This window comes from Streptomyces rhizoryzae, assembly GCF_023155275.1.
In the GTDB taxonomy this organism is placed as follows: Bacteria; Actinomycetota; Actinomycetes; order Streptomycetales; family Streptomycetaceae; genus Streptomyces; species Streptomyces rhizoryzae.
Window position 1 is genome coordinate 33,030 of record NZ_JALMUV010000022.1, and the last position, 12,001, is coordinate 45,030.

A 12,001-nucleotide genomic window follows, 5' to 3' on the forward strand; every position below is an offset into this window, starting at 1 on the left:
CCGGACTCGGCCGCCCGGCCGGCACCTCAGCATCGGGGAGCGGGCCCGCCTCCCCCCAGTGCGGAATCAGACATTATTCCGCCAAGTCCGGGCTTCTCCCCTGACATCCGATGCCGCCCGGCCTGCCCTGGTTGACACCCCCGGGGACCAGCGGTGTACGGAAACGCCCGCCCGCCCGGCCGCGCGCCGGCACCGGCGCGGGCGGCCGCGGCATCCGGCCACCGGACCGCGGCCGGGGTCGCGTCCCTGCGCGGACACACGGACCTCGCCCCTGCCCCGCCTGGCCGAAATGCGGCGCGGCGGCCGCGCCCCGCCCGCCCACGCGAACAACGAAAAGCCCCACGAAGCTTCCAGCCGCCTGCTTCTGACGACCAGTCAGCAAACTGCTACCGCTCGGCCCACTGCTGCGCCGTCATCCGCCGGATGACGTCGATGCCGTTCCCGCCGGGGGCCGCGGGGCCGGTATCGGGGGACGGACGGCGCTCGGCCTCGGTGAAGCCGAGGCGGCGGGCGACGGCGCCGCCGGCGGTGTTGGCGGCGTCGTGGTGGATCTCCACCCGGTCCGGGCCGGCCAGGTGGAACGCCTGGTCCACGAGGCCGGCGGCGGTCATGGTCGCCAGTCCCCGGCCCGTCCACCCGGGGTGCAGCCAGTAGCCGGCCTCCAGGCCGCCGGGGCCGATCCGGCGCATGAGCCCGCAACTGCCGATCACCGACCCGGCGGTGGTGACGGCGTAGGAACGGGGGCACCACCGGATGACGCCGGCTGCGGGCGGCGCCCCGCCCGGCCGGGTGGTGCGCCGGGGCCGGGCGGGGTGCGGGCGGTCAGCCGAGTTCGAGGCTGGTCACTCCGAAGGTGCGGTCCGGGTCCGCGGGCGGGACCGGGCCGGTGTACATCCGGACGGTGTGCGAACGCGGGGTCAGGCCCCGGGCGGTGGCGAGGGTGCGGGCCGCCGCCTGGGGCTCGGGGATGTCCAGGCTGACCTCGTCGGCCGGGTCGAGCTGGGCGGTGAGGGCGTCGAAGAGGGCCTCGGCGGTCCCGGGGGTGTCGGCGAAGAGCGGGCCGATGCGGTAGCCGGAGTGCGCCGGGCGGATCACGCCGTAGCCGGTGACCTCACCGTCGCGCAGGTGGACGCGGGCGGTGTGGCCGGGCGCGGTCAGCCAGCGGGCGACGAACTCCCGCCGGTCCGCCGGGAAGCAGCGGCGGTCGTAGGCGGCGATCGCGTCGAGGTGCGCCGCGGTGACCGGGTGGGTGTCCGGGGCGGGCGGGCGGCCGGGGGTCGGGCGGCCGGTGTAGCGGAGCGTGTCGTGGGCGGGCAGGAAGCCCGCGCGCCGGTAGGTGGCCTCCTGCGCCGGGACGGCGTCCAGGCCGATGGTGCGCGCGCCGGCGTGCGGCACGGCGGCGCGCCAGGTGGCCAGGCCCAGACCCTGGCCGCGCAGACCGGGCGCGACGAGGTAGAAGCCCAGGAAGGCGTAGTCGGCGGAGTAGTTGACGACGGAGACGGCCGAGACGGTGCGGTCGCCGAGGCGGCCCGCGAAGAAGCCGGCGGGGTCGGTGGCGTGGAAGCTGGTGATGTCGCCGTCGCCGGGGTTCCAGCCTTCGTCGGCGGTCCAGCCGACGATTTCGTGCCAGTGGTCCAACGGGGCCGCGCTGACCTTCAGTTGGCCCGCCGTGGCGGTGGTGGGGGTCGGTCGCATGGGGGTGGGGCGTCCTTTCCGGTGGGCGGGGGTCAGATCAGGTCCATCGCGGCGACCTCGTCGGGGCTGCCGTAGCTGACCGGCCCCTGGAAGCGGCGGCGGGCGGTGGCGAACCACCAGACCGTGGCGATCACCAGGACCACCGCCAGGGCGATCGGTGCGTAGTTGAAGGACTCCGGGGTGACCGGGTACTGCTGCGGCAGCATGAACAGGACGTTGCTCACGACGATCCACAGCACCGCGACCGCGGCGACCGGCTTGCCGTAGCGGCCGAGGTTCCACGGTCCGGCCCGGAAGTCGTCCAGCCGCAGCCGGAGGAAGATCGGCACACCGTAGGAGAGGAAGAGGCCGACGACGTTGACGCTGACGACGGCGGTGAAGGCGGTGTGCGACCACCAGCCGGGCACGACCAGCACGAACGAGCAGGCGGCGGCCAGCCAGACGGCCTTGACGGGGGTGCGGGTGCGGTCGGAGACCGAGTGCCACCAGCGGGAGCCGGGCATCGCGCCGTCGCGGGAGAAGGCGAAGATCTGCCGGGTGTTGCTGGTCATGTTGGCCAGTCCGCAGAAGAGCATGGCGCCGATGACGATCAGCAGCAGGAACTTCGCGGTGGGCACCCCGAGTGCGTCGATGAGGATCCGCACCGGCGGCGCGTCGGCCTTCGCGGTGGCGCCGTAGTCGCGGACCGCGTAGACCAGGGCGAGCATGAGGACCAGTCCGGCGAGTGCGGAGCAGCCGATCGCCCGCATGATCCCGCGCGGGGCGTTGACCGTCGCCTTGACCGTTTCCTCGGACATGTGGAATGAGCCGTCGAATCCGGTGAACGTCCAGCTGGTCACGAGCAGGCCGAGCATTCCTGCGTAAAGGGCGCTGGTGAAGCCGGTGTTGTTGGCGAAGTGCGTGGCGAACGACGGGGGTTGGTGGTGTGCCGGAATCAGGGTGAGCGCGGCGACGATGACCACCAGGCCGACCAGCAGCCACCACACGGAAATCCGGTTGAGCACCGCGACCAGCCGGACGGTGTAGGTGTTCGCCAGCGCTTGCACCAGCAAAATGGCCGCGGTGATGCCGACGGTCTGCGGCGCGGTGGGGTGGTAGGCGGGCCATTGCATGGCGAGGAACGCCTGGATGAAGGTGGCGGCCGCGAAGTTGGTGGCCGCGGTGCCGCCGACCTGGCCCACGAAGTTCAACCAGCCGGTGTACCACGACCAGGCGCCCTGGTGGCGCTTGGCGAGCTTGCCGGCGGAGAAGTAGAGGGCGCCGCTGGTCGGGTACGCGGAGGCGATCTCGCCCATCGCGGCGCCGACGAACAGCACCATGAGGGAGACCGCGATCCAGCCGAATATCAGGATGCGCGGGCCGCCGGCATTCAGCCCGAAACCGAAGGACGAGAAAATACCGGAAATGATGTTGATGATGGTGAAGGAAATAGCGAAATTGTCGAAGGCGCGGAACCGCCGGGTGAGTTTCCGCGGATAGCCCATCGCATGGAGAGTCGCATCATCATCGAGGGCGTCCGGACCGGGGCCCTCGGAGTTTTCCGACCGGGTCTTCGCGCGAGTGGGGGACGACGTACGCTCGGACACTGCCACAACCTTTCTGTGGGTGGGGGTCAACGGCGGCGGCGGTATCGCGGCCGGGGTCACGGATCGTGCGGCACGGGGAGGCCGCAGGCCCTGCGGGCCTTCGTGAGCTGCTCCTCGGGGTCACCGAAGGCGCTCCACGGCATCCGCGAGGCGTAAGGGCCCATGGCCGTGAGGACCTCGCGGGCCTCGAATTCCTGCCGGGCCATGAACAGTGCGTGGGCGAGGTAGGCGAGGTCGACGACCGGGGTGAAGCGGTAGGCCGCCACGGTCGGGAACCAGGAGCGGTACACACCGGTCGCGGCGGTGACCCACTGGGGCTGCTCCCAGGTGCGGTCGGCCAGCGGCGCACCGGGGTTGTAGTCGTCCACCAGGGCCACCAGGGGGAGCAGCCGGAGCGGTGAGGCGGCCGGGGCACGCTGGCTCAGGAAGGCGGCGACGTCCCAGCTGGCGCTGGCGGAACCGCCGTGGCGGGTGAAGAAGAAGGCCAGGAAGCGGTGGTGCGCCTCGCGGTGCCAGGGGGCGGTCCGCAGGATGTGCGCGAAGAGGTACCAGGGCCCCGTGGGCGCGGTCAGCAGCCCCTGGGGGGCGGGGTCCGCGGGACGGTCGAGGCGGGACAGGGCGAGCTGGGCGACCCAGGGGGTGGGGTCCTCGGGCGCCAGCTTCGCGGCCCGTTCGCAGGCCGTGCGGGCTATCCGCTCCAGGGCGCCGGCCCGCCGGTCGCCGGCGTCGGCCATGCGCAGCGCCCGCAGCATCGCGACCCTGGCCCACAGCAGGGCGGCCTCCGGGCCTGGTTCCTCGTCGAGCCAGCGTTCGGCCAGATCGGTGCCGCCCGCTTCCGAGGCGAGGACCAGGGAGCGGTGCGCGCGCAGTTCGAAATCCCCGCGGGTCTGCGCCAGCACCTCGTGGGCGCTGCGGTAGCGCCCGGCCCGGACGTCCATACAGGCGCGCGCCAGCGCCCGGTCATCGGCTGCTGGACTCCATACGTACTGTCCCTCGAAAGAGCCGGCCGGCATGTTCCCCTCCCGGTGCACGCGGGTGCCGTGCGGCGCCCGCGCATTCCGTCCATGCCGAATTCGGCTGGACCGCCGCCGCTGGTCAGTCGGCAGCGGGCCACACCCTACTCATTTCCTCCGCTTTTCGAAAACAGTCGTCTGGAATATCTGGTTCCGCACCTTTTCACCGGAACGCGGGGGAAAGCCGAACGACCGGGACAGGACATTTCAATGGCATATTCAGCCCTTCTCGCGCGCACCGGCGGGCCGGCGGCCCCCTCCCGGCCGCGGCCGGCACCCGCGCCGTACGGCCGGCCGTCCCCGCCGCCGAAGCCCGCGGGGACCCCGTCCGCAGCCGGGCCACGGACGTCGATTCCCGGCCAGTTGGCGTACGCCGGGCCCCGGCCGCGGCCGGCCGGCATCCCCTCCGCCACCGCGGGGACGCGCACGGACCGGCCGGGCTGCGACCGGAGCACCGGAGGCCGGTCGAACTCGCTTGCGCCTGGCGCGACTTCGGGGGGACGGCCGGCGGCGGCACCGGTCCCCCGGGCGCGGCACGGGAACCCGCGGCACCCGTAAAGAATGCATAAGAAAACGGATGCCGTTTCCCCCCGCCGCACGGCACCGGACCGAGCGGCCCGCGGGCGCCCCACCTGCCCCGGAACACGGCAAACATGAAATCGGCTCAAGAGCAACCGTAATTAGCGGAAGCTACTATCCGGAAGCGCGCGATCACATGTAGCGTTCGTTCCGACCGGTGACGTGACGGTTGTTCACGTCACGGTTGCGTCGGACCTGGGCGCGACCGCCCTCCCGCACAGGGGTGGGAGGGCGATTGCCCCGCCGGCCGCACCCGCACCACCCATGCCGGTGCACCGGTCCGGCTCCGCACCGGTCTGCGCAGCGAATGCGGCGCGGTGAACAGCGCGCCGCACGTCGAGCACCGCCATGTCTGTCCGAACACGCCTGCTTTGCAAGAGGAATGGGCCCAGATCATGTTTATGAACGCGTCGACGACCCCCCTTGCGTTGCGACCGGAGGCCGATTTCGGCCGGCCGGCCCTGGCCGGCCCCGGCGAAGGACCACCCCTGGCGGTCGACCGGCTCCCCGACGGCAAGTGGCAACTCACCCTGCACGATCTGGAGCCGGTCTCGGTGCGCCGGCTGACCTCCGACAAGGTGCACATCATCCTCGCCCCGCCGCACGCGGCCGCGCCGCCCGTGCCCGCCGCGGCCACCGCCGCCCCGCACGCCCCGGCCGGTCCCCCGCCGCCGGCCGGGGAGAGCGCGCCGGCCCCGATCCAGATCGACACCGCGGCCCGCACCGTCACCGTCGACGGCCGCCAGATCGACGTCCCCCGGCTGGAGTTCGACCTGCTCGCCCACCTGGTGCTCAACCCCCGGCGGGCGTTCACCCGGCAGCAGCTGATGGCCGCGGTGTGGCCGGACTGCCGCTCCAGCGCCCGTACGGTCGACGTGCACATCGCCCGGCTGCGCCGGCGGCTGGGGCCGGGCCTGCGGAATTCCATCAGCACGGTCTTCGGCGTCGGGTACAAGTACCTCCCGACGCCGTGAAACGCACCCCGTAGCGGGGCTGGAGAAACGGTCCGGCAGCAGGCACGCCGACAGCAGGCCGCCGGACCGTCCTTCAGCTCCGTCTCACGGGGCCCTTCGGGTTGAGGTGGTCCGGGGTGCCGGCCGGCGGCTCCTTGCGGACGAAGGCCCGGCGCAGCGCGTGGTACGGCGCGGCCGGGTCGAAGAACGTGCGCCGCATACGGGCGAGTTCGTCCGCCCGGTAGGCGGCGAGCGGCCGGTGGGCCTCGTCGCCGTCCCGGCGGGCCTTCTTGGCGGCGATCCGGGCCTGGATCCCGGGCGAGGCGGCGAGCCGGCGGGCCAGTTCACCGGTGCGGCCGCCGAACTCCCCCGCGGCGCAGTCGATGACCCGGTCGACCAGCCCCAGCCGCTGCGCGCTCGCCGCGGTGACCGGCAGCGCGCGGTCCATCAGGTGCGCGGCGGTCTCCGCGCCGACCCGGCGGGGCAGGGTGTACGTCCAGTATTCCGAGCCGTGGAGCCCCATGAGCCGGTAGTGCGGGTTGAGCACGGCGGCCGAGCGGCACCAGACCTCGTCGGCGGCCAGCGCCAGCATCGCGCCGCCGGCCGCCGCGTTCCCGCCGAGCGCGGCGACCACCAGCCGGTCGGTGGTGGTGAGCACCTCGTGCACCAGGTCGTCGATGGCGTTGATGTTGGCCCAGGACTCCGCGGCGGGGTCGGCGGCGGCCTCGATGACGTTGAGGTGGATGCCGTTGGAGAAGAAGTCCCGCTGTCCGCCGAGGACCAGGACCGAGGTGGGCCGGGTGCGGGCGTGGCGGAAGGCGGCGAGCAGCCGCCGGCACTGGTCGGTGCTCATCGCGCCGCCGGGGAAGGAGAAGCGGAGGAATCCGGCCGGTCCGTCCTCGTGGTAGCGGATGTCCGCCCAGGTGCGGGGGGCGTCGCCGGGCTCCAGGGGGGCGGGCAGTTCGGGCAGGGCGGGGAGCCGGTCGCCCAGGGCGAGGGTGGCGGGGAGCTTGACGGGGGTGGGGCCGCCGGGGGTGCGCGCCGCGCGGAGTTCGGGGATCCACACGGCGCCGTCCGCGGTGGCCCGGCAGATCGCGCCGTGGCGGGTGGCCAGGAGCGCGCCGGGGCGGCCGGTGAGGGTGTCCTCGGGGTGGCCGCCGTGCAGGAACCACGTGCCGCCCAGGAGTCGGTCCCGTACGCCGGGGCGGGAGTCGGCGGCGCGGAGGCTGCGCAGCACGGAGTCGGTCGTGGCGGTGGCCCAGTCGATGCGGCGGTCGTCCTGGCGCAGCGGCGGCCGGGGGCGGCCCAGGAGCCGGGCGGCGGGCAGGGTGTGCTGCGGCTCGGGGCGGTAGGTGCCGGAGGCGAAGCGGTCCACGGCGGTGAGCACCGCCTCGATGGCGGCGTCGGCGATCTCGTTGCGGTACAGGTCGCTCTTGCCGATCTCCGGGACGGGGCACTCGGCGGTCGCCCAGATGTCGCCGGCGTCCATCTCGTCGTTCGCCTGGAGGACGGTGACGCCCCAGCGGTCGGCGCCCGTGTGGAGCGCCCAGTCCACCGAGGAGGGGCCGCGGTCGCCGAGCGGGCCGGGGTGGACGATCAGGCAGGGCCGGGCGGACCAGACCTCGCGGGGGACGGCGGTGGTGAGCATCGGCGCCAGGATCAGGTCGGGCGCGTGCCGGGGCACCAGCGCGGCCAGCGGGGCGTCGCGGGTGACCAGTTCGACGCCGAGCTGGTGTCCGCGGTCGGAGAGTTCGGCGTGGACGCGCTGGGTGAGGCTGTTGAACGCGCCGGCGATGAGCAGGATGCGCACAGCGGACTCCCTGGGGTACTGGAACCGATGGACGAGGGGTGATCGTCACCTGTGTGCGGTCGCCGGGCGGCGGACCCGCTGGTGAGGTCACCCGATCGCGGCCGGCGGGGCGGCCGGGCGGCGGACTCCACCCTCATCCGCCCGGTGCCGCGGCGGCTGCCTGATACGCCGTCAGGAAGTTCCGGTCCAGGGCATTCCGGCGGGATCCCGCCAAAGTTGGCGCGCCGGACCGCGTTACCGGCGGCCGGACATTGCCATTCATTGACAGTCGCTTGGCGAGCCTTTTACCTTCGGTGGAGTCGGCATCGGCGCAGCTCAGCCGCGCCTGTCCGGGTGCCGCGCCCCTTCACCCCACTTCGGAGGTCCCCGTGGAGCAGCTCATCAAGAAGATGGCCCAGGACGACGTCTGGCGCAGCTGGGTGGCCGCCAACTCCGCCGGGCAGGACCCGCGGACGGCCAAGAGCGGCTGCATCAGCGCCGCCCCGAAGTCCGGCTGCATCAGCGCCGCGCCCAAGGCCGGCTGCATCTCCTGACGTCCGGCCCCTGACGCCGGAGGGCCGGCGGCGCCGCACCCCGCCGCCGGCCCTCCGGTACGGCACACCCCGCGCCCGGACGGCGCCGCCCGTCCGCGCCCACACCCCGAGGGATTCCATGGAAGGTCAGCCGACCGCCGAGATCATCGAGCAGATCCGCGACATCCCGCTCTACCGCGAGTCGCTGGCGAAGGGCCACTTCCCGGTGCTCGACAAGCCGGATCTCGCCCGCGGCTTCCCGGACAACTGGATGACGCCCCGGCTGGCCGCCGCACTGGAGTCCGGCGAGGCCGAGTTCGTGCTGTCCACCGGCACCAACCACGCCCGGATGCAGCTCATCCGGCCCCCGTACTTCCTGCTGCGCTCCTACTACCGGCTGTGGAGCGAGCACCCGGACATCGCGGCCACCTGGGAGGCCGGGTGCCGCCGGGTCTCCCTGACGACCGTACTGGCCACCGAGCACGTCGCCCGGGTCAACGCCGCCCGGCGCGGCACTCCGCCCGCGCCCGTGCCGGGGCCCGACGAGCGCCGGCTCGACGACCGCACCAGCTACCTCAACCTCCGGCTGGACCCCGCCCTGTGGGACCGCGACGACATCGTCCGGATGCTCGCCGAGATCCGCGCCGCCCAGGAGGCCCACCCGCAGGGCTGGTACCACCTCGACTGCTCCGGCTACCACCTCGCCCACCTGGTGCGCCGGGTCGGCCAGGAGGGGCTGTGGGACGACTTCCCGCCACCCGCCAGCATCATCCACGCCTACGAGTACACGCCGGTGAACGTACGCCGCTTCCTGCACCAGCACTTCGCCTGCCCGATCATCGACCTCTTCGGCAGCACCGAACTGGGCTATCTCTACTCCAGCGACCGCCGCGGCACCTACCGGCCCCATCTGGACGGGATGAGCGTGGAACTCCACCCCGTCGCCCCGGGCAGCACCCTCTACCACCTCATCGTCTCCAGCGTCCGCAACCCGTACATGCCACTGATCCGCTACCGCTCGGGCGACTGCGTCCGCACCACCGACGGCTCCCCCGACCCGGCCGGGATCGCCCAGTTCGCCGGGCGCCACAAGGAGTTGCTGGACACCCGGCACGGCCCGGTGGCCCAGGGCGACCTCGACCGGTGCGTCAGCGCGGCCACCCCGCACGTCTTCGTCCAGCAGCTGCGGCCGGCCGGCCCCACCGAGGCGATCCTGGCGTACACCACCTTCAGCGGCGCGCCGCTGGGACGGGCGGAGACCACCGCCCTGGAAGCGGCCGTCTCCGACCTCACCGGCCGGCACTGCCGCGCCGATCACCGCCCCCACATCCCCATCGGCCGGTCCGGGAAGTACTCCTGGCTCGCGGGAGGAACGGCATGACCACCCGACGGACCGCGCCGGCCCCCGCGGACCGGCCGATATCGGCCGGCGCCCTCCGGGAGCTGCTCGGCGCCCGCCTGCACACCGAAGTGGTCCGCCACGCCGCCGAACGGACCGGCGTGCCGGAGGAGTTCGCGGCCCGCCAGGTCACCGAGTGCCTGCGCTACCTCTACCTCGTCTCCCGCCACCGCGACCGGCTCAGCGGGCTGTTCCTCCCCGTCGAGCAGGACATCGACGAGATCTGGCACTACCTCATCCTCCAGACCCGCGCCTACCGCGCCCTGTGCGCCCGGCTCCCGGGCGGCTTCTTCATCGAGCACCGCAGCATCGGCTACGAGGAATACCAGCGGGAGCCGGGCCGGGAGCAGGCCATCGAAGAGGCGCTGCGCTGGATCCCGCTGTACTGCCGGGAGTTCGGCCCGTTCGACGAGGGCGCGCTGCCGCACTGGACCATCGTGCGCTTCCTGCACCAGCGGATGGGCATGTCGCTGGCGGAGATCGCGGCGCTGGGGCCGCCGGCCGCATGAGCGTCACCGCACCGCGGCGGCTGCTGGCCGTCCTGGTCTTCTCCCAGGTCCTCAGCGGCGCGGGCCTGGCGGCCGGGATCACGGTCGGCGCGCTGCTCGCCGAGGACCTGCTCGGCTCCACCGGCCTGGCCGGGGTGCCCAGCGCCCTCTTCACCGCCGGCTCGGCGCTGGGTGCCGTGGCCATCGGCCGGCTCTCCCGGCGCCGCGGCCGCCGTCCGGGGCTCGCCCTGGGGTACGCCGCCGGGGCGCTCGGCAGCCTGGGCGTGGTGGCCGCCGCCGCGCTGGGCAGTGTCCCGCTGCTCCTCCCGTCCCTGCTGGTCTACGGGGCCGGTACCGCGACGAACCTGATGGCGCGGTACGCGGGCGCCGACCTCGTCCCGCCGGAGCGGCGCGGGCGGGCGGTGAGCACCGTGCTGTTCGCGACCACGCTCGGCGCGGTGGCCGGCCCCAACCTCGTGACGGCGACGGGCGGGCTCGCGGCGGCCTGGGGCCTGCCCCGGCTCACCGGGCCGTTCCTGCTGGCCACCGCGGCGTTCGGGGCGGCGGCCGCCGTCCTGGGGTGCCTGCTGCGGCCGGACCCGCTGCGGCCCGGGGCCGGCGGGCCGCCGCCGCACGGCACCGCGGCCGGCTCCGGCGCGCGGCCTGTGCACCGTCGCCAACTGGGCGCCGGGACCGCGGTGATGGTCCTCACCCAGCTGGTGATGATCGCGCTGATGACCATGACCCCGGTGCACCTGCGGGCCCACGGGCACGGCACCCAGGTGGCCGGAGTGGTGATCGCGCTGCACGTCGGCGCGATGTTCCTGCCGTCGCCGCTGACCGGGCTGCTGGTCGACCGGGCCGGGCCGCACGCGGTGGCCGCGGCCTCCGGGGTGGTGCTGGCGGCGGCGGGGCTGCTCGCCACCACCGCCCCGTCGCACGCGGTGCCGGCGCTCGCGGCGGCGCTCGCACTGCTCGGCCTGGGCTGGAACTTCGGGCTGGTCAGCGGCACCACCCTGGTCACCGGCGCACTGCCGCCGGAGCGCCGCGCCGCCGCGCAGGGGCTGGTGGACACCGGCATCGCGCTGGCCGGTGCGGTGGGCGGGACGGTGTCGGGGCCGGTGCTGGCGGCGGCCGGATTCCCGGTGCTGGCGCTGGTCTGCGGGGCGCTCGCGGCGGCCGTGGTCCCGGTGGCCCTGCTCGCCGCACGGGGTGGCGGCGACGCCCGTTATCCCTGAGAAAGCCCGCAACATGGCGTCATTTCTCGTTTTCATACTGGAAACCTGGATGCTGGACTATGAGAGCGCGGCCCCAGGGGACGCGGCCGGCGCCGAGCGCCCGCGGCCGGGACCGCGTCGCCCCACCCCGACCGTGCGACGGTGCGGCCCGCCGGGCGTGTCCCGGGCGGCGGGCCGGCCCTTTCTGCCGCGTTGCTGCCGAATTCCTGCCGAACGACGGAACGGCCCCGGAGGACCCGGGGCGAAGCGGAGGACGACCATGCGCAAGGACACCGGCATACCGGGGCGCCGCCCCCGGATACCGGCCCTGGGCCGGCTGCCGCTGACCGTGCTCGCCGTCGTCCTGGCGTTCCTGCTCGGCGCGGCGGCGCCCACGGCCGCGGTCAAGCCGGTCCGCGCCGCCGCCTCCGCCGCCACCGGTGCCGCCGGGGCGCCCGCCGCCACCGCCGGCTCGGAGGAGGAGAAGCACTCCAAGCGCGAGACCGAACGCAGCCGTCCCCGGCGCGTGGCCCCGGCCGCGGAGGCGGTGCCGCCCACCGGGCGGCCGCGGCCCGCGGCACCGGGCGCGGCGGCCGACGGCCTCGCCGCGGGGCGGATTCCGGCCGCCTACGGGATGCCCCCGGCCGCCGGGCCCGCCGAACTCCCCGTTCTCCACTGCGTGTTCCGCTGCTGACCGGCCCCGTGGCCCGCGGCCCCGCGCCGCACCACCCGAGCGCCGGACGTTCCCG

The 12,001-nt window shown here is 74.3% G+C and carries 11 protein-coding genes; 6 read left to right on the forward strand and 5 right to left on the reverse strand.

The features are described 5' to 3' along the window. Nucleotides 1-386 precede the first annotated feature (386 nt). The 4 genes from MUU72_RS18755 to MUU72_RS18770 all read right to left on the reverse strand — a co-directional run bounded on the left by MUU72_RS18755 (nt 387) and on the right by MUU72_RS18770 (nt 4,294). Entirely contained in the window at nt 387-755 is a 369-nt protein-coding gene (locus tag MUU72_RS18755) for a GNAT family N-acetyltransferase (RefSeq protein ID WP_308403836.1), read from the reverse strand. Nucleotides 756-822: 67 nt separating this feature from the next. Then, nucleotides 823-1,695, reverse strand: a complete 873-nt coding sequence (locus MUU72_RS18760) for a GNAT family N-acetyltransferase (protein WP_248014465.1) — start codon at nt 1,693-1,695, stop codon at nt 823-825. Nucleotides 1,696-1,727: 32 nt separating this feature from the next. After that, complete coding sequence (locus MUU72_RS18765) at nt 1,728-3,179, reverse strand: amino acid permease (RefSeq protein WP_282504283.1); 1,452 nt, start codon at nt 3,177-3,179, stop codon at nt 1,728-1,730. 158 nt (nt 3,180-3,337) lie between these two features. Beyond that, complete coding sequence (locus MUU72_RS18770; protein WP_248014467.1) at nt 3,338-4,294, reverse strand: serine/threonine-protein kinase; 957 nt, start codon at nt 4,292-4,294, stop codon at nt 3,338-3,340. Between the two features lie 980 nt (nt 4,295-5,274). Between MUU72_RS18770 and MUU72_RS18775 the strand changes: the two genes are divergently transcribed. Next, nucleotides 5,275-5,847 carry a winged helix-turn-helix domain-containing protein gene (locus tag MUU72_RS18775; protein ID WP_248014468.1) on the forward strand — a complete coding sequence of 191 codons (573 nt, stop codon included), beginning with the start codon at nt 5,275-5,277 and terminating at the stop codon, nt 5,845-5,847. Between the two features lie 73 nt (nt 5,848-5,920). Here the strand turns inward: MUU72_RS18775 and MUU72_RS18780 are convergent, their stop codons facing one another. Next, on the reverse strand, nt 5,921-7,636 hold the full coding sequence (locus MUU72_RS18780) for an enoyl-CoA hydratase-related protein (RefSeq protein WP_248014469.1): 1,716 nt from the start codon (nt 7,634-7,636) through the stop codon (nt 5,921-5,923). A gap of 368 nt (nt 7,637-8,004) precedes the next feature. Here MUU72_RS18780 and MUU72_RS18785 point away from each other — a divergent pair, with 368 nt between their 5' ends. The 5 genes from MUU72_RS18785 (at nt 8,005) to MUU72_RS18805 (ending at nt 11,946) form a co-directional block, all read left to right on the forward strand. Further along, a complete protein-coding gene (locus MUU72_RS18785) occupies nt 8,005-8,169 on the forward strand; it encodes a hypothetical protein (protein WP_248014470.1) in 165 nt (54 codons plus the stop codon). 118 nt (nt 8,170-8,287) lie between these two features. Beyond that, complete coding sequence (locus MUU72_RS18790; protein ID WP_248014471.1) at nt 8,288-9,529, forward strand: phenylacetate--CoA ligase family protein; 1,242 nt, start codon at nt 8,288-8,290, stop codon at nt 9,527-9,529. Next, nucleotides 9,526-10,056 carry a glycine-rich domain-containing protein gene (locus tag MUU72_RS18795; RefSeq protein WP_248014472.1) on the forward strand — a complete coding sequence of 177 codons (531 nt, stop codon included), beginning with the start codon at nt 9,526-9,528 and terminating at the stop codon, nt 10,054-10,056. Before MUU72_RS18790 ends, MUU72_RS18795 begins: the two co-directional genes overlap by 4 nt. Beyond that, entirely contained in the window at nt 10,053-11,273 is a 1,221-nt protein-coding gene (locus tag MUU72_RS18800; RefSeq protein ID WP_248014473.1) for an MFS transporter, read from the forward strand. Before MUU72_RS18795 ends, MUU72_RS18800 begins: the two co-directional genes overlap by 4 nt. Nucleotides 11,274-11,532: 259 nt before the next feature. Further along, nucleotides 11,533-11,946 carry a hypothetical protein gene (locus tag MUU72_RS18805; RefSeq protein WP_248014474.1) on the forward strand — a complete coding sequence of 138 codons (414 nt, stop codon included), beginning with the start codon at nt 11,533-11,535 and terminating at the stop codon, nt 11,944-11,946. Nucleotides 11,947-12,001: the final 55 nt, after the last annotated feature.